This window comes from Pseudonocardia parietis, from assembly GCF_017876315.1.
GTDB lineage: Bacteria > Actinomycetota > Actinomycetes > Mycobacteriales > Pseudonocardiaceae > Pseudonocardia > Pseudonocardia parietis.
On sequence record NZ_JAGINU010000001.1, the window covers coordinates 766330 to 789851 of the forward strand.

The 23522-nt window shown below is 68.2% G+C and carries 23 protein-coding genes and 2 pseudogenes; 14 read left to right on the forward strand and 11 right to left on the reverse strand.

Annotated features, from left to right (window positions below; genetic code table 11):
* Positions 1–431: 431 nt before the first annotated feature.
* Together JOF36_RS03675 and JOF36_RS41315 are read left to right on the forward strand one after the other, a co-directional pair.
* The gene (locus JOF36_RS03675) at positions 432–605 is read left to right on the forward strand and encodes a hypothetical protein (protein WP_210025017.1); all 174 of its coding nucleotides are present in this window, start codon (positions 432–434) and stop codon (positions 603–605) included.
* Positions 602–1129 (forward strand): helix-turn-helix domain-containing protein, encoded by a 528-nt coding sequence (locus JOF36_RS41315; protein WP_372447360.1) that lies wholly within the window; start codon positions 602–604, stop codon positions 1127–1129. The genes JOF36_RS03675 and JOF36_RS41315 overlap by 4 nt, the downstream gene beginning before the upstream one ends.
* A gap of 153 nt (positions 1130–1282) precedes the next feature.
* Here JOF36_RS41315 and JOF36_RS03680 read toward each other — a convergent pair.
* From JOF36_RS03680 to JOF36_RS03705, 6 genes and pseudogenes are all read right to left on the reverse strand, one after another.
* A pseudogene (locus JOF36_RS03680) lies at positions 1283–1711 on the reverse strand (acyl-CoA dehydrogenase family protein); the annotation flags it as partial.
* A 295-nt stretch (positions 1712–2006) separates the two neighbouring features.
* Complete coding sequence (locus JOF36_RS03685) at positions 2007–3110, reverse strand: mandelate racemase/muconate lactonizing enzyme family protein (RefSeq protein ID WP_210025019.1); 1104 nt, start codon at positions 3108–3110, stop codon at positions 2007–2009.
* 42 nt (positions 3111–3152) lie between these two features.
* Positions 3153–3920 carry a 3-oxoacyl-ACP reductase FabG gene (gene fabG / locus JOF36_RS03690; protein WP_245350666.1) on the reverse strand — a complete coding sequence of 256 codons (768 nt, stop codon included), beginning with the start codon at positions 3918–3920 and terminating at the stop codon, positions 3153–3155.
* On the reverse strand, positions 3917–4384 hold the full coding sequence (locus JOF36_RS03695) for a MaoC/PaaZ C-terminal domain-containing protein (protein WP_210025020.1): 468 nt from the start codon (positions 4382–4384) through the stop codon (positions 3917–3919). Before JOF36_RS03695 ends, fabG begins: the two co-directional genes overlap by 4 nt.
* 5 nt (positions 4385–4389) lie before the next feature.
* Entirely contained in the window at positions 4390–5439 is a 1050-nt protein-coding gene (locus JOF36_RS03700; RefSeq protein ID WP_210025021.1) for an alcohol dehydrogenase catalytic domain-containing protein, read from the reverse strand.
* Between the two features lie 5 nt (positions 5440–5444).
* Complete coding sequence (locus JOF36_RS03705; RefSeq protein WP_210025022.1) at positions 5445–7067, reverse strand: AMP-binding protein; 1623 nt, start codon at positions 7065–7067, stop codon at positions 5445–5447.
* A gap of 143 nt (positions 7068–7210) precedes the next feature.
* Here JOF36_RS03705 and JOF36_RS03710 point away from each other — a divergent pair, with 143 nt between their 5' ends.
* Positions 7211–7879, forward strand: coding sequence for a GntR family transcriptional regulator (locus JOF36_RS03710; protein ID WP_210025023.1), 669 nt, complete (start codon positions 7211–7213; stop codon positions 7877–7879).
* A 246-nt stretch (positions 7880–8125) separates the two neighbouring features.
* The gene (locus tag JOF36_RS03715; protein ID WP_210025024.1) at positions 8126–9481 is read left to right on the forward strand and encodes a short-chain fatty acid transporter; all 1356 of its coding nucleotides are present in this window, start codon (positions 8126–8128) and stop codon (positions 9479–9481) included.
* Between the two features lie 34 nt (positions 9482–9515).
* Here JOF36_RS03715 and JOF36_RS38560 read toward each other — a convergent pair whose 3' ends face one another.
* From JOF36_RS38560 to JOF36_RS03725, 3 genes are all read right to left on the reverse strand, one after another.
* The gene (locus JOF36_RS38560; protein ID WP_372447443.1) at positions 9516–10064 is read right to left on the reverse strand and encodes a 2-keto-4-pentenoate hydratase; all 549 of its coding nucleotides are present in this window, start codon (positions 10062–10064) and stop codon (positions 9516–9518) included.
* Entirely contained in the window at positions 10021–10287 is a 267-nt protein-coding gene (locus tag JOF36_RS38565; RefSeq protein WP_245350667.1) for a hypothetical protein, read from the reverse strand. The genes JOF36_RS38560 and JOF36_RS38565 overlap by 44 nt, the downstream gene beginning before the upstream one ends.
* A gap of 91 nt (positions 10288–10378) precedes the next feature.
* The gene (locus JOF36_RS03725) at positions 10379–11218 is read right to left on the reverse strand and encodes an alpha/beta fold hydrolase (RefSeq protein WP_210025025.1); all 840 of its coding nucleotides are present in this window, start codon (positions 11216–11218) and stop codon (positions 10379–10381) included.
* A 255-nt stretch (positions 11219–11473) separates the two neighbouring features.
* Between JOF36_RS03725 and JOF36_RS03730 the strand changes: the two genes are divergently transcribed.
* The 5 genes from JOF36_RS03730 (at position 11474) to JOF36_RS03750 (ending at position 16511) form a co-directional block, all read left to right on the forward strand.
* Positions 11474–13045: a 4-hydroxyphenylacetate 3-hydroxylase family protein gene (locus tag JOF36_RS03730; RefSeq protein ID WP_210025026.1), complete on the forward strand. Its 1572-nt coding sequence runs from the start codon at positions 11474–11476 to the stop codon at positions 13043–13045.
* 94 nt (positions 13046–13139) lie between these two features.
* Positions 13140–13907, forward strand: coding sequence for a FadR/GntR family transcriptional regulator (locus JOF36_RS03735; RefSeq protein WP_210025027.1), 768 nt, complete (start codon positions 13140–13142; stop codon positions 13905–13907).
* 27 nt (positions 13908–13934) lie between these two features.
* On the forward strand, positions 13935–14549 hold the full coding sequence (locus JOF36_RS03740) for a flavin reductase family protein (RefSeq protein ID WP_210025028.1): 615 nt from the start codon (positions 13935–13937) through the stop codon (positions 14547–14549).
* Positions 14550–14668: 119 nt separating this feature from the next.
* A complete protein-coding gene (locus JOF36_RS03745; RefSeq protein WP_210025029.1) occupies positions 14669–15649 on the forward strand; it encodes a catechol 2,3-dioxygenase in 981 nt (326 codons plus the stop codon).
* Positions 15650–15803: 154 nt separating this feature from the next.
* Positions 15804–16511 (forward strand): adenylyltransferase/cytidyltransferase family protein, encoded by a 708-nt coding sequence (locus JOF36_RS03750; protein ID WP_210025030.1) that lies wholly within the window; start codon positions 15804–15806, stop codon positions 16509–16511.
* A gap of 84 nt (positions 16512–16595) precedes the next feature.
* Here JOF36_RS03750 and JOF36_RS03755 read toward each other — a convergent pair whose 3' ends face one another.
* Positions 16596–17015, reverse strand: coding sequence for a hypothetical protein (locus tag JOF36_RS03755; protein ID WP_210025031.1), 420 nt, complete (start codon positions 17013–17015; stop codon positions 16596–16598).
* 394 nt (positions 17016–17409) lie between these two features.
* Here JOF36_RS03755 and JOF36_RS40690 point away from each other — a divergent pair, with 394 nt between their 5' ends.
* The 4 genes from JOF36_RS40690 to JOF36_RS41660 all read left to right on the forward strand — a co-directional run bounded on the left by JOF36_RS40690 (position 17410) and on the right by JOF36_RS41660 (position 20171).
* Positions 17410–18333 (forward strand): tyrosine-type recombinase/integrase, encoded by a 924-nt coding sequence (locus JOF36_RS40690; RefSeq protein WP_210025032.1) that lies wholly within the window; start codon positions 17410–17412, stop codon positions 18331–18333.
* A gap of 210 nt (positions 18334–18543) precedes the next feature.
* Positions 18544–19383, forward strand: coding sequence for an IS5 family transposase (locus JOF36_RS03765; RefSeq protein ID WP_210024799.1), 840 nt, complete (start codon positions 18544–18546; stop codon positions 19381–19383).
* Positions 19384–19429: 46 nt separating this feature from the next.
* Complete coding sequence (locus tag JOF36_RS03770) at positions 19430–19678, forward strand: hypothetical protein (RefSeq protein ID WP_210025033.1); 249 nt, start codon at positions 19430–19432, stop codon at positions 19676–19678.
* A gap of 271 nt (positions 19679–19949) precedes the next feature.
* Positions 19950–20171, forward strand: a complete 222-nt coding sequence (locus JOF36_RS41660; RefSeq protein ID WP_504739882.1) for a hypothetical protein — start codon at positions 19950–19952, stop codon at positions 20169–20171.
* 470 nt (positions 20172–20641) lie between these two features.
* Here the strand turns inward: JOF36_RS41660 and JOF36_RS03775 are convergent, their stop codons facing one another.
* Positions 20642–22162 (reverse strand): IS1634 family transposase, encoded by a 1521-nt coding sequence (locus JOF36_RS03775; protein ID WP_210024408.1) that lies wholly within the window; start codon positions 22160–22162, stop codon positions 20642–20644.
* A gap of 96 nt (positions 22163–22258) precedes the next feature.
* Here JOF36_RS03775 and JOF36_RS03780 point away from each other — a divergent pair.
* Positions 22259–23455 (forward strand): annotated as a pseudogene (locus tag JOF36_RS03780) (IS1380 family transposase); the annotation flags it as partial.
* Positions 23456–23522: the final 67 nt, after the last annotated feature.

Below are 23522 nucleotides of genomic sequence, written 5' to 3' on the forward strand. Positions count from 1 at the left end.
GTGTAACGGGTCTCTCCCACTCACGCGCCTGCACGCGGAGCGTCAACCTTTCGAACCTTCACATCCGTCACTCTCTCGTCACTCCCGCAGGTCACTGTTGGGCGTGACGGGTGTGACGGATCGCAACCTTAACCGCCACGCGCGGGCGAGGAACCAGCGCAGACCCGTCACACCCGTCACCCGCTCCCCACGGCTTCCGCGATAGACCAGGAAGGAACCACCCATGGCGATTACCGAGAGCCCGACCAACCGGCGCTGTGGGAGACCATCGACCCGGCTGAGGACCACGAGTCCACCTGGCGCTGGCCGCGCAGACGGTTGGCGACGGAGTCCCGATCGAGACGGCCGCGCACGAGGCGCGCCGCTCGTCCGCCTACTTCCACGAGCTGGTTCGTCGGGCCGGCGAGCCCGATAACGAGGAGGTGATCAACATGTCGCAGCCGAACCCGCGCCGCAGCCGCGCCGAGAAGATCATCACCCAGATGCGCGACCAGCTTGGCGACCCGACGATCACCCACACCAATCGGGCGCTGCCGCCGCCCGAGCCGGGCGCGGGCATCAACATCAGGATCACCCCGGCACCGGGAGTAGGACATCCCGGATGAGCACCCCGAGCGTGAAACAACCCCACGGAGCTGCCTCCGGCCCGAGGCCTCCGGAGAAGCTCGGCACCGTCGCGGCCGAGGCAGGACAGGTACTCCGGCTGGTCCGCGCCGGGTACACCTACAGGGAGATCGCCGCCCTGGTCGGCCTGTCCACCACGACCGCGTGGCGTCGCCACCGGTGGGCGGTTCAAGTGCTCACCGGGCGGGACGAGACGCCACTACCGACCATGCGGGAGGTCCGACCGCGGATGCGAGCACCGGTCTACACCTCCAGCCCGGGCCGAGAACTGATGCGGCTGCGTCCTCGGCCGGCGGTTCGGTGCAGCGCGCGTCGCAAGACTGGCGGTCCTTGCGGGTGTTGGGCGGTCCACGGCGCCCGAGTGTGTCGAATGCACGGTGGCGCTGCTCCGCAGGTGCGGCGGGCAGCCGAGGCGCGACACCGCCGTGAGAAGGCGCGGCAGATCCTCGCTGCCCTGGAGTTCACGTTCGACGGCTGCGTCGAGAAGGGTGGGAGAGAGTCATGACCGGACGGCGGCTGTCCGTGGCCTTGTGGGCGGCCTCAGCAGCATCGTGCAGCCGGTCGCGCAGTTCCTCCGAGTGGCGCGGCCGATCGGCGACGTGGCGCGCGTCCGAGTCCAAGCAGAGCGGCGAGGCGAGCTCGAGACCGAGTGCGACGGTCACCGGGTGAAGGCGCTGTGCCCGGTCACCGCCTTGCCGACGATCAGCGTGTTCATCTCGTGGGTGCCCTCGAAGGAGAACAGCGCCTCGGCGTCGGCGAAGTAGCGCGCAACACCGTTGCCGAGCAGGATCCCGTTGCCACCGACGAGCTGGCGCGCCCAGGCCACGGTCTCCCGCATCCGGCTCGCGCAGAACGCCTTGGCCAGTGAGGAGTGCGCGTCCGAGCCGTCGCCGGCGTCGAGAAGCTGGGCGTTGCGCACCGCCATTCCCAGCGACGCGGTCACGTTGCCGAGCATCTTCACCAGCAGGTCCTGCATCAGCTGGAACCCGGCGATCGGCCGTCCGAACTGCTCGCGCTCGCGCGCATACGACAGTGCCAGCTCGTAGGCGGCCATCTGCACCCCGACCGTTCCCCAGGCGGCGTTCCCGACCCTCGACGTCGGCGACCTGCCACCCCGGTGGTCCCGGGACGCCGCCCGCAGCCGGCTCACCGCCATCCAGGCGGCCGAAGCCGACGCGATCAGCGCGGCGCTGACCACCCACGACGGCAACAAGCGGTTCGGCGTGACCGCCAACTGCATCGCCCCCGGCTTCATCGCCAGCGACATGACCCGCGCCACCTCCGGAGCCACACTCGATCCGATGCGCCCCACGTGCAGTGTCGGCGTGCGAGGGCGCGTGTTCCGCAGAACCAGTGAAGTCGGCCTCGACTCGTCCCTCCCCTCAGCGGTCGGTGCGGTAGTGGTCGAGCTTGTCCTCGTCGATCTCGATCCCCAGGCCTGGCTCTGGGCGGACCGCGATGGCTCCGTCGACGACGCGGACCGGGTCGGTGAGCAGGTCGTCCTCGATCAGGAGGAAGTTCGTCACCTCGGCTGGGCGCACAGCTGTGTGCCGGTGCGCGGCGGCGAAGGCCACGGATGCCAGCGTGCCGAGCTGGGTGTCGATCTGGTTGCCCACCAGGACCCCGATCCCGAGGCCGTCGCAGAGGCCGAGGATCCGGCTGGAGCGGGTGAACCCGCTGCGTGAGGTCTTGATGTTGATGCCGTCGAAGCCGTCGGTGGTCACGGCTCGGGCGACGGTCTCCAGGGTCGGTGCGCTCTCGTCGGCGTAGACGGGGATGCGGGTGCCGGCGATGCATCGCCGCCTACCGAGGACCTCGCTCGACGGGCACGGTTCCTCGATCAACTCGACTCCGGCAGGCTCCATCGCGGTGAGGGCTGCGGTGGCCTGTTCGGCGGTCCAGCCGTGGTTGGCGTCCAGGCCGAGGACGACATCGTCTCCCAGCGCGTCGCGGATCCTTAGCACGGCCTCGACGTCGGTGCGGTATTCCGGGCGGCCGACCTTGACCTTGAACGTGGTGACCCCGAAGTCGTCGTGGACCCGGCGGGCCTCCTCGGCCATCTCGGCCGGCTTCCCGATGCCGACCATGTGTGAGACGCGGACCCGGTCGGTGTAGCCACCGAGCAGGCGGTGACAGCTCACGCCCAGCTCCTGGCCCAGGATGTCCCACAGCGCGAGGTCGACGGCTGCCTTGACGGTGTTGTTCGCGACCGTGTTGTCGAGCAGGCGGTCGATCATCTCCCGGTTCCCCGGATCGCGTCCCACGAGGACCGGCGCGAACAGCGTGTGCACGGCGGCGAGGATGGACCCGACCGTCTCGCCGTAGGTGTAGGGGCGGGGCAGTACGTCGGCCTGTCCGACGATCCCGTCGTCCGTGTGGATCCGCAGCAGGACGTGGGCAGCTTCTCGTACCTCGCCGATCGCGAACGCCAGCGGTCTGCGGTACGGGATCGAGTACGGAATGGCCTCAAGGCTCACGATGTGCATCAGGATCCAGATCAGTCGCGGGGCTGGTCAGGGCGGGTCGGTTCACATGAACCGTCCGCCGGTGACCTCGAGGACGGTCCCGGTCATGTAGGACGACAGGTCCGAGGCGAGGAACAGCGCGACGCCTGCGACTTCGGACGGTTCGCCGGGGCGCTGCATCGGGATCTCGCTCATTTTCTGGTCCCACGCCCGCTGCGGCATGGCCTCGGTCATGGCCGTGCGGATCAGACCGGGCTGGATGGCGTTGACGCGGACGTTGTGATGGGCGAGTTCCTTGGCGGCCGCTTTGCTCATGCCGACGATGCCGGCCTTGGCCGCCGAGTAGTTCGTCTGCCCGACCATGCCGACCTTGCCGGACAGCGAGGAGAGGTTGACGATCGCGCCCCGCTTCTGCTCACGCATGATCGCGGCTGCCGCGCGGGTGCCGTTCCAGGTGCCCTTCAGGTGGACGCCGATGACCTGGTCGAACTCGTCCTCGGACATCGTTCGCATGGTGGCGTCGCGGGTGATGCCCGCGTTGTTGACCATGATGTCGGGCGGGCCGAACCGCTGTCCCGCGGCGTCGAGCAGCGCCTCCATCTCGGATGCGACGGTGACGTCGCAGCGTACGGCCGCGGCGATCTCGGGCCCGCCGAGCGAGTCCACGGCGGCCGCCGTCGCGTCCGGGTCCAGGTCACCGAGCACCACCCGGGCGCCCTCGGTCACGAACCGCTCGGCGATCGCGTAGCCGAGCCCCTGCGCCCCGCCCGTGATCACGGCGGTCCTCCCGTCGAGCAGCCCCATCTTCTCCTCCGTCTCGTTTCCGGTCATTCCGTCTCTCCGCGCAGCCGCACCAGCATCGGCATCCGCCCGTCCTGCACCGTCTCGTCGTCCTGGTTGACCAGTACGAACCGGCGACCGACGACGGCACGGTCACCCGTGCTCGTCAGCCGCAGTTCGGTGATCTCCAGCCGGCAGTGCAGGGTGTCGCCGACGAAGATGGGCCGCGGGAACTGCCATTCCTGAAGGCCCAGCATCGCGATGGCCGACGTCGCGAACCACCCGGCACGGTCCATCAGCCCGGTGAGCAGGGCGATACCGAACACCCCGTGCACCACGCGGCGACCGAAGTGGCTCGCCCGCGAGAACTCCTCGTCGGAGTGGATGGGGTTCCAGTCCCCTGAGAGCATGCAGAAGGTGACGAGATCGGTCTCGGTCACGGTCCGGGCCGGCGACGTGAGCACCATGCCGACCTCGAGGTCCTCGTAGTAGAGGCTGGTGTCTCGCTCGGTCACGCCGCTCACCCGCCCCGTACCTCGAGCACGATCCGGCCGACGTTCTCACCGGACTCCATCCGTTCGTGCACCGTCCGCGCCTGGTCGAGCGGCACGATCTCGGTGACGTCGGCGGCCAGCTCGCCACGCGCGAGCCCTGCCAGCAGCGTGCGCATCTCGTGGGTCGAGCACGATTTGGTCCCGAGCAGGCTGATCTCCTTGAGGATCAGATATGCGGGCGGGATCGACACCTCCTTGCCCTCGACGTTGCCCAGCACGACGACCCGGCCACCCGGGCGGACGGCGTGCAGGGACTCCCGCAACGTCGGTGCTCCGACGATGTCGAGCACCAGGTCGGCCTGCCGGCCGAGGCGGCGACGTAGTTCCTTGGCGAACCGGCGGTCGGCGTCGATGATCACCTCGTCGGCGCCCAGCTCGGTGGCCCGCGCGGCCCCGCGCTCGCTGGAGACCACGCCGACCACGGTGGCCTCCGCGGCCTTGGCGATGGAGATCGCGTGCAGACCCACGCCGCCGCTCGCGCCCGTGATCGCCACGGTCTCGCCAGCCTGCAGTGCACCGCGCCCGAGCAGTGCGTGCTGGGCAGTCCCGAGCGTGCAGGTCGCGATGGCGGCCTGGGCCAGACCGACCTGGTCCGGTAGCGCGATGACCGTCCGGGTCTCCACCAGGACGTACTCGGCGTAGCCGCCGTCGCGGTCCTCACCGAGGAACTGCGCGGTCTGCGCGGAACACAGTGCCTCGGCTCCCGATCGGCACTGCGGGCACGCGCCGCAGCCGGTGTAGATCATGGTCATCACCCGGTCGCCGACGGCGAGCCCCTCGGCGGTCGACCCGGTCGCCGCGACCCGGCCGCTGACCTGGTGGCCCAGGGTGAGCGGGCGCAGCGCGCGTGGGAACGCGCCCTGGCGGGTGAGCAGGTCGTGGCGGCACACCCCGCAGTAGGCGACCTCGATGACGACCTGCCCCGGCCTCGGTTCCGGCACCGGAACCCGCTGCGGGCGCAGCACATCCGGGCCGCCGAACTCCTCCAGCCGGATCGCATGCATCTCACTGGCCATTCCGGTCACCGAGCTCCTTCTCCTGAACCGCGTGGGGACGACGTGGCGAGCGCCTCGGTGGCGAGGGCACGCAACGTGGTGCGCTGGATCTTGTCGCCGTTGGTGCCGGGAACGATGGGGAACTCCTCGAGCACGAGGACCCGTCGCGGCACCTTGAAGTGGGCCAGGGATGACCGGCAGCGCTCGATGACAGCGCGCTCGTCGACCGTGCCCGCGGCGAGGACGAACGCGACCGGTACGGCGCCGCTCTCGGTGTCCACCCCGACCAGTTGGGCCGCGGTGATACCCGGTAGCTCCTCGAGAAAGGCCTCGATCTCGCGGGGACTGACGAGGAAGCCGCCCAGGCGCAGGGCGTCGCCGCGGCGGGACAGGTACACCAGGTCGCGCCCGGCACCTTCCAGCCCGAGGTCACCGGTACGGAAGTAACCGTCCGGCCCGAGGTCCTCGATGCCCGGCCGGTTCAGGTAGCCGATCGTGACGTTGGAGCCCTGGATCTCGATCTCGCCGTCCGAACCGGCTTCGGCGAGCCTGCCGGTCTCGGGGTCACGGATGCGGAACCGGATGTTCTCCGACACCGGGACGCCGCCACCGCGCGCGCGTCGTTCGGTGTCCGCGTCCGCGACCGGATAGCACATGAGGGCGAACACCTCGCTCGACCCGTAGGTCTGGAAGAACTTCTTGCCCGCCGCGTCCCCGGCCCGGACCAGCTCGACTGGATCGGTGGCGGTGAAGTTGCCGAACCCGGCCTCCCGCCACGACGGCATGCTCTCCAGCGCAGCGGCCGCCGCGATCCTGCGCAACATCTCGTCCGCGAGGTTGGTGTGGGTCACGGCGTGTCGGCGGATGAGGTCGACGGCGCCCTCGGCGGTGAAGACGTCCTGGATCACGACGGGGCGACCCGCAGCCAGGCCGGCCATGAGGGTGTTGAACCCGAACACCCCGCAGAACGGGAGGGCGCCCAGCACCACCGTGTCCGGCGCGGAGTAGCCGAAGGCGCGTGCGACGGCTTGGGAGTGCAGGATCATCCCGCGTTGGCTGTGCAGGACGAGCTTCGGTGCCGACGTACTCCCGGAGGAGCTGAAGGCGAACCCCGGCGCGTCGGGATCCACCTGCACTTCGCCCGCTGCCGCGGGGTCATGATCGGCGAGTGTGCTCCATCCGACGACTCGCGCCCGCAAAGCTGGGGGGATCGACTCGGGAGCGATATCGCCCACGGCCACGATATGTTCCAGCGTGTTCGGCAGCTCGTCGGCGACTTCGGCCAGCATGCCAAGGAAGTCGATGCCATGGAAGCCCGGCCAGGTGATCAGGACGCGGGCACCGGACTCGTTCAGCGCTTGCGTCACCTCGACAGCTCGGTATCGGGTGTTGACGCCGAGGACCACGGCGCCCCGGCGGCAACCGGCGAAGGCGGCCTCCACCCAGGCGGCCGAGTTGGGCAGCCATACAGCCAGTACGTCGCCCCGTCCGAGCCCCAAGCCGGCGAGCCCGGCGCTCAGGCCGGCCGAACGGTCGGTGAGCTGCCCGAAGGTCACGGCCTGGTCGCCCTCGTAGAGAGCTACCTCTCGGCCCTGCTGAGCGGTCAGCTGTTCGAGCAGCGCCGGCAACGTGACCCCGTGATCAGACATACATAGCCTCCAGCCGCGTGTGTGGGCCGGCCGGTCCTGGGAGATGCCCCTTGAACTTGCAACGGTCCTGGACCACACTGCGCATGTTGAGTGTGGTTCACAGAATATTTTCTGTAAAGAGCAGACGGTGAAGGAGGGACGCAATGGCTCAGTCCCGCGGCGGGCGCAACCGCCTCAGTGACATGGCGGCCCGCTTCGTACGCGAGGCGATCATCGCCGGTCGCCTCCGAGAAGGCGAGTACCTGCGTCCAGAGCAGCTGGCCGACGAGCTTGAGATCAGCGTGACTCCGGCCCGCGAGGCGCTCTTGGCGATCGAGGGTGAGGGCTTCGTCGAGATGGTCCCGCGGCGTGGCTTCGTAGTCGCGCCCCTTGATCCGGACGACATCCTCGACATCTTCACCTCGCAGGCGTTGATCTGTGGCGAGTTGGCAAGCCGTGCCGCGCTCCGAATGAGCGACAGCGAGATTGCCGAGCTGGAGCAGCTGCAGGACACGATCGTCGCCGCCGCCGGAGCCGGCGACTACGAGACCGTCCGGACGGCAAACCATCAGTTCCACCGCGCCATCAACCTCGCCGCCAACGCCCGGAAGATGCTCTGGCTTCTGGCGATCACTCTGAAGTACACGCCGTCCTCGACCTACTCCCAGACGACCGGCTGGCCGGAAGCAGCGTGCACCGACCACAGAGACATCCTCAACGCTCTGCAGAACAGGGACGCCGACGCAGCACGCACCTCGATGTCGGCGCACATGAAACACCTCGGTGTGCTTCTGGCGCAGCACATCGGTTCCCTGTCGCCCTCCGCCCACTGAGTCACGGCGCTTCCTCCTCTGCCTGACCTGGACACCCCGCGGCCGCGTTCTGCCATTAACCGTGGCCTCATCTCTAGTCGCGACCGTCCGCAACCCATTTTCGCCTATTGCGCGATCGTCGAACTGCACGATGATTCAGAGAGGAATCACGATGCCACGACCACAGAAGTTCTATGCTGCCCCGGGGCGGGGTATCGGTCTCACGCACTCCACGCGCGCTTGGCTCGACGCTAGGGTGGTGCACTGATGCTGCGAAGCCTGAGCGCACCCGCAGCCCGCTGGGTCGAGCGTTGGATGCCATCGCCCCTCATATTCGCTGTCGCTTTGACAGTCGTCGTTGTGCTCATGGCATTGTTCATGACCCCCGCAGCCCCCGCCGACGTACTGTCAGGCTGGGGTGAGGGACTTTCAGGATTGCTGGCGTTCACGACCCAGATGTGTCTGATCCTGCTTTTCGGGCACGCATTGGCCAACACCGACCCGGTGCGTAAGGCGCTCATCACGATGGCGCGGGTCCCGCGCACCGCGTTCCAGGCTTACGCGTGGGTCACACTGGTTTCGTGCATCTCCGGGATGCTGACCTGGGGCCTTGCCCTGGTCGTCGGCGGGCTGCTCTCGCGCGAGGTGGCGCTGCAGATGCGCGACCGCGGCGTGAAGGTGCACTTCCCGCTGCTCGTCGCCGCCGCGTACACCTCGATGAGCGTCTGGGCGATGGGCTACTCGAGTTCATCGCCACTTGCCGCCGCGACCCCGGACTCGTTCATCGTCGAGACGCTCGGATCGACGATTCCCATCCAGGACACGCTCGGGACACCGTGGAATCTGGTCGGCATCATTGTCGTGATTCCGCTGCTCACGCTGGCCATGCCCACGCTGCGCCCGAAAAACAACACCGCGGTTGTGCAACTGCCGCCAGACCTGACCGCCGGGTCCATCGACAAAACCATCCAGCACGTCGACGCGGAGGACACGTCACCGGCCGCCCGGATCGACAGCTCCCGGATCGTCCCGCTGATTCTCGGACTCGGGGTGGTTGCGTATCTGGGATGGCATTTTGCGACCAGCGGGTTCGACTTGACGTTGGACATCGTCAACTGGACGTTTCTTGCAGCACTGCTTCTCTTGTCCCGGTCAGCCTTCGAACTTGGCCAGCTGGTCAAGAACGCCGCCGCCACGGTCGGCGACATCTTGATCCAGTTCCCGTTGTATGCCGGGATCATGGGGGTCATGACCTCGACTGGTCTCGGAAACATGATCAGCACATTCTTCGTCGAGCACTCCACCGCCGCGACGCTGGGCATCTTCACCTTCGTGTCGGCTGCGCTGCTCAACATCGCGATCCCCAGTGCCGGCGGGCAGTTCGCCATCCAGGGGCCGGTCATGCTCGACGCGGCCGTCGAGCTCGGCGCGGACCCGGCGGTGATCACGATGGCGATCGCCTACGGCGACAGCCTCACGAACATGGTCCAGCCTCTGTTCATGCTGCCGCTGCTGGCGATCGCGAACTGCAGGCTTCGCGACGTCGTGGGCTACACACTCGCATCGATGCTGGTCTCCGGGCCTGTCCTTCTCGGAGTCATCGTGGTCGCCGGGTTTGTGTGACAGCTCGAGTCGGCGTCGACAGGTGCCGTGCAGGTTAGCGACAGCGCAGCTCGATCGTTCCGAGGCGGTCGATCGTGACGGTCACGGTGTCGCCGGGGGCAACCGGTACTGCGGCGGTCAGTCCGCCGGAAAGGACGATCTCACCCGCCCGGAGTCCTTCTCCTTCGGGAGCAAGAGTCCGGGCGAGCCAGGCCACCGCGGCGGCGGGGTCCCCGAGCGAGGCGGCTCCGGCCGCGGTCGCCGCGATGGCCCCGTTTTTCTCCAGCACGACCCCGACCAAGCGCAGGTCGATCCCGGAAGGAGCCACAGGGCTGCCGAGGACGTAGCGCGATACCGAGGTGTTGTCCGCGACGACGTCGGCGGTGGCGAAATGGTAGTTGAGGTAACGGGAGTCAAGGACCTCGATCCCCACCGCGACAGCCGAGGTAGCCGCGAGCACCTCGGCGGTCGTGACATGTGGCCCGGCGAGGTCGCGACCGAGGATGAACACGATCTCGGGTTCGCAGCGAGGCTGGATCTGGGTCCGTGTGTCCAGTTGTTCACCGACCTCGAGCGCGCCAGCGGCGGGCAGGAAGCCATAGATCGGCTCGCCGACGTCGACCTGCGCTTGTTTCGCCGGGGGAAGTCAGGCCCAGTTTCCAGCCGGCCAGCGCGCCGGCGGTGCTGCGGAGCTCGCGTTGGACCCGGTAGGCGGTGGCCAGCTCCAGTTCGGGGAACTGGTCGGTCAGCTTGCCGATGGCGGTGCGCTCCGCGGCTGCCGTGGCCAACCGGGCCGCGAGCTCGGGCACCGAGAGCTGGTTCTGCATGCCTTCCCCTCACAGCGAGGCGCTTCGGCCGGTCGTCGGGCACCCCCGGGAAAGCTCGGACGGCCCCGGGGTGCCACGACACCGGAAGGAGTCAGGCGGGCAGGAAGTTGCCCAGCAGCTGGACGAACTCGTCGCGCTTCTCGATCTGGGTCCAGTGGCCGCACTGCCCGAACACGTGCAGCTGGGACCGGGCGATGAGCTCGTGCAGTCGCAGCGAGGCGGACAGGGGGATGACCTTGTCGTCGCGGCCGTGCACGATCAGGGTGTCGTGGGGCAGTGAGCTCAGCGCGTCGTCGTCGAGGGCGAGGGCGTCGACACCGTTCTGTCGCGGCGTCGGGAACATCGCGGAGTAGGACTCGTGCACGCCGTCCCGGACCGAGGCTTCGTAGCGCAGTTGCGCCAGGTCCGGCCCGAGCAGCGACTGGTCGTAGGCGAACAGTTCGAGCAAGTGCTGCATGTTCTCCACCGACGGCTCGTAGCCCCACACCGCGTCGAGGCCGGGGGTGATCTCGAACCGGGTGCCGACGCTGCCCATCAGAGCCAGCCGGTCGACGCGCTCGGGGAACTGATCGGCGAGCCAGAGCGCCAGTGCTCCTCCGAAGCTGTTGCCCACGATGGAGACCTTCTCCAGTTCGAGTGCGTCGAGCAGCCCGGCCAGGTGGTCCACCCAGGCCTGCCGGCTGAAGGTGTAGCCCTCGGGGTGCTCGGTGTAGCCGAACCCGACGATGTCCGGGGCGATCACCCGCCGGGTCTCCGCCAGCTCCGGCAGCACGCCGCGCCAGTTCGCCCACGCCGAGACGCCGGGGCCGGATCCGTGGATCAGCAGGACCGGCGCCCCGCTCCCGCGGTCGTGGTAGTTCGTCCTGATCCCGGCCGCCCGGACGGAGTTGCCGATCTCGGGGTTCGCAGCAGCGGTCGCGGTCTGGGTCATCACTGACCTCCGATGTCGTGGGGTTCGCGAGCCAACGGCTCGCTGGCGAGGGAGACCGTAGCAAGAAGATTACACACATTGAAGATGGCCTCAGCAGCTCCTGAGTCTCATTGCCCCAGTTCAGGAAGAGGTTGACGTGCCGGGGACCACTCTCTATCTTCATGCACAATTCGAAACCTTCCAGCAGATCCCGAGGCCTCGCCGACCCGTGACCGGGTGTCGAGGGAGGCCGACCTTCATACGGAGGAGACTGCAATGACGCAGACGATCAGTGAGCCGGCCGCCGGCGACGCCGGCGCGAACGACCGCCGCCCGTTCACCGGGGCGGAGTACCTGGAGAGCCTCAACGACGGCCGCGAGGTCTGGCTCGACGGTGAGCGGGTGCAGAACGTCGCCGAGCACCCGGCGTTCCGGAACACCGCCCGGATGGTGGCGCGTCTCTACGACGCGATGCACGACCCGGCGAACAAGGGCACCCTGGCCGTGCCGACCGACACCGGCAACGGCGGGTTCACCCACCCCTACTACAAGGCGCCGTACTCGCCGGCCGAGCTGCGCGCGGGTGCCGAGGCCACCGCCGAGTGGGCCCGCATGACCTACGGCTGGCTCGGGCGCAGCCCCGACTACAAGGCGTCGTTCCTGTCCACGCTCGGCTCGCACACCGAGTTCTACGCGCCGTACCAGGACAACGCCCGGCGCTGGTACGCCGAGTGTCAGGAGCGGCTGCTCTACGTCAACCACGCCATCATCAACCCGCCGGTCGACCGCGACCTCGGGATGGAGGCCGCCGGTGACGTGTTCATGCGGGTCCTCGAGGAGACCGACGAGGGTCTGATCGTGTCGGGCGCCAAGGTCGTCGCGACGAACTCGGCCCTCACGCACTACAACTTCGTCGGCAACTACGGCCTGCCCGTGAAGTCCAAGGAGTTCTCGGCCATGTTCATGGTCCCGATGAACACCTCGGGCGTGAAGCTGATCTGCCGCCAGTCCTACGAGCTCAACGCAGCCACCAACGGCGACCCGTTCGACTACCCGCTGTCTAGCCGGCTCGACGAGAACGACTCGATCCTGGTCTTCGACCGCGTCCTGGTCCCCTGGGGCAACGTGTTCTGCTACGACGTGGACAAGGCCAACAACTTCTTCGCCGGGTCCGGGTTCGTGTTCCGGGCCATGCTGCACGGCTGCGTGCGTCTGGCGGTGAAGTTCGACTTCCTGGTCGGGCTGCTGACCAAGGCGCTCGAGATGACCGGCACGTCCAACTTCCGCGGGGTGCAGACGCGGATCGGCGAGCTGGTCTGCCTGCGCAACCTGTTCTGGACCTGCGTCGACTCCATGGTCGACAACCCGGCCCAGTGGGCGGACGGCACCTGCGTGCCGAACCCCGACGCCGCTTCGGTCTACCGGTTGATGATGACCCAGGCCTACCCACGCGCGAAGGAGATCTTCGAGCAGGACGTCGCCAGCGCGCTGATCTACCTGCCGTCCAGCTCGCGGGACTGGAAGAACCCGGAGCTGCGGCCTTACCTGGACCAGTTCGTGCGCGGTTCGGCCGGACGCAGTGCCGAGGACCGGGTCAAGCTGATGAAGCTCGTCTGGGACGCCATCGGCTCGGAGTTCGGCGGGCGACACGAACTCTACGAGCGCAACTACTCGGGAAACCACGAGAACCTGCGCATCGAGGCCTACATGGGGCAGCAGCAGTCCGGCCAGATCGACGCCTTCAAGGCCATGGTCGACCAGTGCATGTCCGAGTACGACCTCGACGGCTGGACGGCGCCCGACCTGATCAACAACGACGACGTCCGGAGGACCTCCACGGGCGGGTGAGCCGTGCCCGTTGGGGGAGCCGTGGTCGGCCAGACTCGGTGCAACAGCAACGGCCCGGCCGGGCCGGGCGACGGAGCAGGAACCGGAGGGCGCTGTGAGCAAGGACCGTGAGACGAAGTCCCGGGCGTCGGCATCGCGTGCCGAGGACGTGGCGGCGAAGCTCGAGATGGAGATCCTTCGGGCCGGGCTGCCCGCCGGATCACGGCTCGGACTGCGGACCGAGCTCATCAGCCGCTTCGAGGTCAGCCCGGGCGTGATGAACGAGGCCCTCCGGCTGCTGCGCGACCGCGAGCTCATCGTCGTCAAACCGGGTCCCAGCGGTGGAGTGTTCACCGCTGACCAGCCCCCCGGCGTCCGGCTCGGCGCCCTCGACCTGTGGTTCCAGGGGCTCACCGTGCCGCCGCTGGACATCTTCGAGTCGCGCACGCTGCTCGAGGAGATGTTCAACAACCTGGCGTTGCAGAACTCGACGCCGGCCGACCACGCGGCGATGGAACGTGCGCTGGAGAGCATGACCGCCTCCGCCTCGGACCCGCGTCGCTTCTTCGAGGCGAACGTCGAGTTCCACCGCGCGATCGCACGATCGACCGGCGTCACGGTCCTGATCGGCATCTACGACAGCCTCGTCACGGTGCTGACCGGCGCGCTGGTCAGGGCGGCGCGAGCCGACGGCTACGACGAGACGGTCGACCACAACGTCCGGGTGCACGGGCAGATCCTCGAGGCCATCCGGGCGCAGGACCGCAAGCGGCTGGAGACGGCGACCCGGCTACACCGGGTGGACATGATCAGCCTCGCCCAGCCGGAGAAGTCGCCCGTCAGGCGGGTGGAGACGTTCGGGCACGACAGCGACGTCGGATGACTCCCGACGACGGGAAAGGACCGTGACATGAGTGAGCATGACTCCGGCGCAGAATCGCCCCCGGCGGTCGAGACGGTCGACCCCGCGCGGCTGCGTTCCTGCCTCGGCCGGTTCGCCACCGGCGTGACAGTCGTGAGCTACCTGCACGACGACGAGCCCCGCGGGGCCACGGTCAACGCGTTCAGCTCGGTCTCCCTCGAGCCACCGCTGGTACTGGTCTCCCTGGCCCGCAAGGCCCGTGCGTGCTCCCTGCTGGAGGACCGCCCGTTCACGGTGAACGTCCTGTCCTCCCGTCAGATCGGCGTGGCGATGACCTTCGCCGGACGGCCCGACGACCGGGCGGTGGTCGAGTGGGAGATGGGTCGGCATGCTCCGCGGCTGCGTCACACCCACGCGACCATCGAATGCACGCCGTGGCGGTCCTACGACGGCGGTGACCACGTTCTCTACCTGGGGCGCGTCGAGGAGCTCGCAATCCGAGAGAACGAACCGCTGGTCTTCCACAGCGGCAACTTCCACCGCCGGGGCGAGGGCCTCGACCAGTCCGGTCGCAGTACGCGCTGCTCGGCGCCGACCGCCGCCCCACTGGACGTGGAGGCGATGGAAGAACTCAACCGGGAGTACGTCACGGGCTGGATCTGATCCCCCGGGCGCCGCCCCGCCCCGACCGACCACCCACCGCCGCGCTTCGCCCCACCGCGGCCGGTGCCACACATACACCAACCTTCGTTTCGCGAACCAGCAGATAGGAGATGGTCCAGGTGTCCACTGCGACCGAGCCGGCGACCTCCACCGTCGAGTACGTCGAGGTGACCACGCCCCGGGTGCACAACCTGCACCACGTGGAGGTCTTCACCCCCAAGCCCGAGGAGTCGCTCGACTTCTTCACCCGAGTTCTGGGTCTGCACGAGACCCACCGCGAGGGCCAGTCGGTCTACCTGCGTGCGTGCGGCGAGTGGGGGCGCTACTCCACCGTGCTGACCGAGGCGGCCCAGCCCGGCCTCGGCCACATGGCCTGGCAGGTCGCCGAGCCCGACCAGGTCGAGGGTTGGGCGCGGCGGCTGAAAGATGCCGGCGTCGAGCACAAGCTGGAGGCCGGTGGGTCCTCGGCGTTCGCCCAGGGCGACACGCTCAGCTTCACCGGGCCGTTCGGGCACCGCACCGAGCTGTTCTACGACTTCGAGCGCTACGAGCCCGCGGACCCGTCCAAGCTGCTCAGCCAGCCGATCAAGTTCCCGATGCCGGGGATCGGTGCGCGTCGGCTGGACCACCTCAACATCACCGCGCGCAATGTCGACGAGGCCCGGGACTGGTACTCCGACGTGCTCGGCTTCAAGCTGCGCGAAGCGGCCCGGACCCCGGAGGGCGACCTCGGGGTGTGGATGTCGGTCTCCTCGCAGGTGCACGACCTCGCCATCATGCGGGACGGGATGGGCGAGCGCGGCCGACTGCACCACATCGCCTACTGTCTCGACACGCCGGAGACGCTGCTGCGGGCCGCGGACATGTTCGTCGAGGAAGGCACACCAATCGACGCCGGGCCGGGCAAGCACGGCCTGACCCAGGCCTTCTTCATCTACGTGTTCGAGCCCGGTGGCAACCGGGTCGAGCTGTTCGCCGGTGGTTACCCCATCCACGGCCCGGACTGGAAGCCGGTCATCTGGGACGGCGCGAACATCGAGAAGGCCGTCGTCTGGTACGGCGGCCAGCTGCCCGACACGTTCTTCAACGTCGCCACCTGATCCTCCGACGCGGGACCGGGCGCCGGGCGACCACCGCCGGCGCCCGGTCCCGTGCACACCCCGGCGAAAGAGTGCTGTAGTGCACCGGACCCCGGTACTCCGCCGCCCCTACTGGACGAGCCTGGCCGACGTGCCCCTCGACTGGGGCCCTGCAGTGGTCGTCCTCGGCGTGTTCGATGGCCTGCACCGCGGTCACGTCCGCGTCCTGGCACACGCCCGTGCCCTTGCCGACGCCCGGAGGCGGCCGGTCGTGCTGGTGACCTTCGACCCCCACCCCGCGACCGTTGCCGGCCCCGACCGCGACACCACACCGATCGTCTCGCTGGCGGAACGGGTACGCCTGGCAGACCGCAACGGTGCCGACCACATCCTGGTTCTGCCGTTCGACCGTTGCCTCGCCGCCGTCGAGCCCGAGCAGTTCGCCCACCACGTCCTGGTCGAGACCCTGCACGCCACCGCCGTCGTCGTCGGCGAGAACTTCCGCTTCGGCCGCGGCGGCACCGGCGACGTGACGCTGCTGCACCAGATCGGCCGGGAAGCGCGCTTCACCGTTCACGGCATGCCGCTGTTGACGGGGTGCTCATCAACGCAAGTCCGAAAACTGATCAGGTTCGGCGACCTCTCCGGCGCCGCCTGTCTGCTCGGGCGCCCGCATCACATCGAGGGCTGGGTCGTCGACGGCCGCATCCACCCCGACTCACACCGGCTTCTGCCACCGTCCGGGCGGTACCACGTGCACATCGACGACCATCCCACCGTCGCCGAGATCGAACCGGATGGCACCGTGCACGTTGCCGATCGCCCCGACGGTCCCGTCACCGTATGGCTCGTCCGCCGCATCGAGAACAGCACGCGAAGATGAGACCGACTTGCCCGTGACGCTTCGCAACGACACCACCAGTCGCGTGCTCCAAGATCGCCCACCGCGAGCACTCATGTGGCAGGCTCACCGGTCGCCATCGCCCGAGCCGTTGATCAACGCACGTACTTCGTCGGCCTCAGCCGGCGACAGCCCACCGCTGCCGTAGTGGGCACGCGAACGCTCCTGCCCGTCGGTCCACGCCCGGAGCCCGGCCTGCACTTCGTCGATGTCGAGCCCACATGCGACCGCGACCTCGGCGAATGTTGCCCCTGCTGTGAGCGCCTCGACAACAGTCAGCCAGCGGTGCCACAGCAGCCGGTCGGCCAGGGCGTGGGACACGGCAAGATCGGCCAGCGCGTGGGTGACGACTTGCTCGGCACCCAGCGGGTCACCGATACCGACACGGTGGTTGACCAGCGCGCCGCGGTGCCGGTCGATGGTGGCGATCAGGTCGGCCAGCGCGGCGAGGGTCGGGACGTCAACCGGCCGACGCGGCGGGGTCACCGGCAGCCTCCGAGTGTGATGGCGTCGTGCGTCGGGCCGACTGTCCGGTGGGGAAGCGGGTGGAGAAAGGTGCTCATGGGGCGCAGCTCCGTTGCGATCGAGTCTCCGAGGTCGGCGTTGCAGTCGCCGCCCGAGGGGCTGAGGGATCGGGACGCTCGGAACCGACGGCGGTCCGCGACAAGTCCGCAATAGAGCTTGTTGAAGGCCATAACAGCTAGTAACTGTTAGCAGTAAGTGTGCAGGTAGAACGGCCGATTCTGGGGAGCGGTGCAGGTCCGAGGACGAGGTCGATCGCACTCGTAATGCGTAGGTCGGGAGTTCGACTCTCCCAGGCGGCTCCACCAGGGGAAACGTCCCTCGGGCTAGATGATGATCTAGCCAGGAGGAACGCACTGTGCCTCACGATGATGACCTACGCAGTCCCTCCCCGGCGTCCCAGCAGGGACCACCGGCACCGGGGTGCATCGCTCTAACCGACCTCCTTGCCGACTGGCGACTAGCGCTGTGCGCCTCGAACAAGGCGCCTCGCACGGTGGACGTCTACCTACAAGCCGGACGCAAGTTCGCCGAGTACCTGGGACCGGACACCAGCATCGCTGACGTCACTCACCGGGACATCCGGCGCTATCTCGTGCATCTTGCCGAGACTCCTCACCAACGCACCGGGAGACGGGTCACCGACTCCTACGTGGCCGGGAACTACCGGCGCCTCCAGCAGTTGTTTCGTTGGCTGGAGGAAGAGGAGGAGATCACGGCATCGCCCTTCCACCGGCTACGGCCCCCGGCCGTTCCGGAGAAGCCTGTTCCGGTGCTGACCGAGGCTGAGATCAGGTCACTTCTGGTCACGCGTGACCGGAGGGCTCAGGCCCTCCTGAGGGTCATGCTGGACACCGGGGTACGGGTAGCGGAACTGGTCTCGATGACCCGGAAGGATCCCTCCCTGGTCTACGGCAAGGGCCGTCGCCTCCGCACTGTCTACTGGGGAGACCGGACCGAACTCGCGGTCCGGCGGTACCTACGGACACGCACCGACCGGCACGCAGCGTTGTGGGTCGGCAAGGCCGGACCGCTCACGACGGACGGGGTACGTCAGATCATCGAGCGGCTGGGCCAGGATGCTGGGATCACCGGACTCCACCCGCACATCTTCCGGCACACGTTCGCCCACTACTGGCGTGCCAGCGGAGGATCCGAGGGTGACCTGATGCGCCTCGGGGGATGGCGCTCCCGCCAGATGCTGGACCGCTACGGGGCCTCGTCGGCAGACGACCGGGCCAGGGAGGCACACAAGCGCCTCAGCCTCGGGGACCGGTTCTAGGCGCGGAAGCCCTCCAGTGGAGTGTCACCGGAGGTGAACACGGCCCCCGAGTACTCCGGTACTCAGGGAGGCAGCAGAACGGATCTATCACGGGAGCGTCGTTGAGGGGAAATCCCTCCGGGCGATCGCCGATGAAATCAGTAAGAGCGTGTTTGAGAAGCGTCGGCGTGTCTGCGGGACGCGAGGGTGGATTGAGTCCACGGTGGATGGGTGGCTCGACGGAGGAAGCGGTATCCCTCGGACACCAGCGATGAGCAGTGGGCGCTGATCGAGACCCTGCTGCCCGCGCCTGGGTCGGGCGGGCGGCCGGAGAAGCACCCGCGCCGGGACGTGGTCGACGCGATCCTCTACGTGGTACGCGCTGGCTGCTCCTGGCGCGCCCTACCAGCTGATTTCCCGCCGTGGCAGACCGTGTACTGGTACTTCAACCGGTGGGAGCAGCAGCGGGTCACCGAGAAGATCCTCCCGATCGTGCGTAGACAGCTCCGAGCAGCCGAGGGGCGTGACCCTGAGCCGAGCGCGGGGATCATCGACTCCCAGAGCGTGCGTGGCGCCGATACCGTCGGCCGCGACTCCCGCGGCTACGACGCCGGGAAGAAGGTCAACGGTCGCAAACGATTCATCGTCACCGACACCCTCGGGCTGCTGCTCACGGTGATGGTCTGCTCTGCCGGGCGTCAGGACCGCGACGGCGCCAAGACCGCCCTGCTCGGCGCCTACTTGGCCACCACGGTGCGATTCGTGTTCGCCGACGCCGGGTTCGCCGGACGCCTGGTCGACTGGGCGCAGACCATCGTGGGCACCACGATCGAGATCGTGCGCAAACCCGCCGGTCAGCGCGGTTTCGTCGTCATCCCACGACGCTGGGCGGTCGAACGCAGCCTGGCCTGGTTGACCGCCCACCGTCGCTTGGCTCGCGACTACGAACGTCACCGGGCGACCTCCGAGGCGATGATCCGTTGGGCCGCGATCAACACCATGACCCGCCGCCTCGCCCGCGGCGGACCTGCCACCCGACAGCAGCGACGCACCTTCACCCAAACAAGTTGATCTTCTCAAACACGCTCTAAGCGTCTCCGTGAGCTGGAGGCGCGGGATGGCTGAGGAGCCGGAAGCTGCCACTGTAGCTAACGCTCTCGGATGGAGCGTCGTTCTGCTGGTATTCGGATGGCTGGTCGGCCTGGTGCTGCTGCCGGTCCCGCTACTCACGAGCGCGTTCGGGATAACGCTGGTCAACGGCGATCGCACCGCATGGGGAACGGCTCTGTACGTCCTCCATATCGTCACGCTCGTAGTCACAGGATCGCTGCTAGCTATCCTCGGATTGGCTCTGGTGTTCACATGAGCTGCGATTGGTGCGCCAGAGGAGCCGACCAGGCGGAGTTCCGTGCCGATAAGCGGACCCGCACGGGTCTTGCTCGTAGGTGCGAGGACTGCCGGTCCGGCCGGCCGCCCGTCAGCCTGGACTATGCCTACCTGATCGCTCGTGCTCTGAGCGACCAGGATCGCCGTCACCTCTGGGAGCTGATCCGGCCGGTCGAGGCAGACGACCGGTTCGCGAGGACGGTCCGGGATATCGAGGACCAGGGCGGTACCGACTTCCGAATGGTGATCGCATGAGAGTCGGCGACCAGGTGCTCGTGCAGCGCGACGAAACGCGCTACCCGCCTTCCGGGTCGTGGGACCGGTTCCGGGGCCGTACCGGAACGATCGTGTCTGTGAACACCGCTGGGAAGCACCGGCGACCCGAGTACGGGGTCGACTTCTCCGGTAGTGGTAGAGCCGATGCCTGGTTCTTACCCCATGAGTTACAGCGCACGGCAGTCTGGGCGCCATAGAGGCTCAGAAAGGTACACAGCGGGCTCTGAGATGGCCGCTGTGGTCGTACTTTCAGTCCCTGGGGTAATCACCCACGGGAGCGAGATGCACGGTTGCAGAGCAAATGAGAGCGCTATCGAGTGCTCTCAGATCGAGGGGAGAGACAGGAATGAACAGATGTTGTGCGAGTGCGGGGTCGAGATCAGACGACCCGCTAAAGCGTGTGCTCAGTGCAGGCTCCGAGAAGCTGGAGCCGATCAGTGCCCGATGCGCTGGTGCCTCCGGTACTACCGAGACGAACACAAGTGCCAGCGAGCCGAGACGAACACTGAGCGGCTAGCGGAAGTAATGGCGGAACCTGGACAGGTTGTCATGGTGGGTCCAGGCGTACGAGCTAACACGATGGGAGTCCGGAACCCCGGAATGCCCCACCACCCGATGTACGGAGGACAATAATGCTCAACTTTCATCAGACCTGACTTGCACAGGTTTAGTGCCCCGGTGCGGTGATCGGTGGTAGCTGGTCGAGGATCGCGCGGGCGTCGCCGGTGATCTGCGGAGCCGCGGTGAGCGAGTGCCCGTTCACCTGGATCTGGACTGTGCGCAGGGGCCGCAACGTCCGGACCAGCTTCTTGATCGACACTCCGGTGGCGTCCTGCAGGTGACGGCTGACCGCGAGTGCTGCGAACACGACCGTCAGGTGGGCTTCGATGGAGTCGTGTTGGCGGTGGAAGATTGGCCGGGCGCGTAGGTCGGTCTTGGCCATCCGGAAGCTCTTCTCGACCTGCCACAGGTCGTGGTAGGCGGCGATGACCTGGACGCCGGACATCGTGTCGACCGGCAGGTTGGTGACGTAGCCCTTGAGCCCGGCTAGCTGGCGGGCGCGCTCGACCAGGCCCCAGTCGACTCCCGGGCCGGCGCCCTCGAGGCGAACGAACCGGTCCTTCTTCAGCGGCCGGCTGCCGTCGGCGACCTTCTCGGCGCGCTCGACCATGGCGTTGATCGCCCGGTCGTCGCGCTTATGGCGTTTGAACAACCACTGGTAGACCACCCGGCGGGTGCGGGCCGCCTTGCCGCTGCCCATCACCCGCGACGATTCGAGGACCTGGCCGTTGTCAAAGGCGTTGCCGTGCCGCTCGAAGTGCGCGGCCAGGTCGTAGGGCGCCTTGCTGATCCGGGAGCCGACGATGAACGACAGCCTGGCGTCCTCGATCGCGTTCAGGTTCGCCGCGGACAGCATCCCGGCGTCGGCCACGACCACCATGTCGGTGACACCGTGTCGTTCCTGGAACGCCTCCAGGACCGGGAGCAGGGTCTTGGTCTCGGCCTTGTTCCCTTCGAAACAGTGCACCTCCAGCGGGAACCCGCCGCGATCGACCAGTAGCCCGACCTGGATTTGCGGGTCGACCCGGCGCTCCTTGCTCATTCCGACCCGGCGCAGCTCGTCCTCGTTCTCGGCCTCGAAGTGCAGGGTCGTGACGTCGTAGAGCACCAATGCCACCGGACCCGACCGGGTGGCGTGGCCAGTGGCGGCGGTGGCCAGCGTGCCGCGGTAGTCGCGGTCGATACACCGCTTGAGCGCCGCGGCGAAGGTGTTGCGGTGCGGTGTCGGGACGCCGAGCTCGTCGAGCACGCCGACCGCGGCCAGCTTCGAGGTCGGCTCGATGATCCGCGCCAGGACCAGTGCCCGGAACGCGTCGTCATCCACGGCGTCGAACCCGAGCCGGCGGTAGGCGTCGGTCAGGACCTGCCACACGACCTCACAGGCCGACCCGGTGATCACCGCCCCAGCCGATCCCGCACCGGCGCCCGCGGCCACCGCGGCGGAGAGGTCAAGCGCCTGCTGACCAGCGTGAAGGCGATCACGCGCGGACTGCATCAACACCGCCAGCTCGGCCCGGTCATGCGCCGAGCCGAGGTGTTCGAGGACCCGCCGGACGCCACCGCGCTTCTCCACGATCTGCACGGCCGTCGCCCCGGACGCGGTCTTCACCTTCCGGACGTAGGCCACCGCGAGAGGCTACCCATTAGTGCCCCGACCACCGCCCCCACGATCCGCTGACCAGCACCAACGTCAGTCGATCATCGGACACCTGTGCAAGTCAGGTCCGATGTCGCGGTGCTGGCGGATCAGGAGGCGGTGTTCGGTGCGGTGGCGTCGGGCTCGACGTGCTGGCGGCTGCTCGACCGGCTCGACGAACGGGCCCTGGCCTCGATCTCTGCGGCGCGGGCCCGGGCACGGGAGGTGGTGTGGGCCCAGCACGCCGAGACCCACGGGCGCGCGTTCGCGGCATCCCGGGTCGCCGGGCGGGACCTCGGCGAGACGCTGGTGCTCGATCTGGACGCGACGAGTGTGGTCTGCCACAGCGAGAAACAGCAGGCCGCACCCACATTCAAGGGCTCGTTCGGCTACCACCCGATGCTCGCGTTCTGTGACAACACCGGCGAGTTCCTCGCCGGGGAACTTCGTCGAGGCAACGCGGGTGCGAACACCGCCGCCGACCACATCACCGTCCTCGACGACGCGCTCGCCCAGGTCCCCGACAGCTATCGGCACGGGCACCCGATCCTGATCCGGGCCGACACCGCCGGTTGCACGCGTGCGTTCCTGGCGCACCTGCGTGGTCTGCGTGAGCAGGGAGTGTCCTGCGAGTTCTCGGTCGGCTGGTCGATCACCGACCGGGAACGCGCCGCGATCACCGCCTTGGGCAAACGCATCTGGACGGGTGCGGTCGACACCGACGGCGAACCCCGCGACCCCCGCGACAGTGCGGCGGTTGCTGAGATCACCGGTCTGCTGCCCGCCGCCGCGTTGGCCGGCTACCCGGACGGGACACGGGTGATCGTGCGCCGTGAACGCCCACATCCCGGAGCCCAGCTCGACCTCATGGAAGAACGGGACGGGTGGCGCTACACCTGCTTGGCCACCGACACCCGCGCTGGACAGTTGGCCTTCCTCGACGCTCGCCACCGCGCGCACGCCCGAGTCGAGGACCGGATCCGCACCGGCAAGGACACTGGACTGGGGCACTTCCCCTCCCGGGACTTCGCGATCAACTCCGCGTGGCTGACCGTCACCATGCTCGCGGTCGACCTGCTCGCCTGGACCCAGCACCTGCTCCTCGACGGCGAGCTGGCCAAGGCCGAGCCGAAGACGCTGCGCTACCGGCTGCTGCACGTCGCCGCCCGCCTTGCCCGGGGTGGCCGACGGGTCCGTGTCCGGATCCAGCGCAGCTGGCCCTGGGCCGAGGAGCTCACGGCCGCGTTCGGCCGGCTCCACGCCCTGCCCGGCCCAGCAGGCTGACCCGACCCTCACGCCGCGACGACCAGGACGGAGCACCCGGCAGAGCAGCAGGCCGGAGGATCCCGCA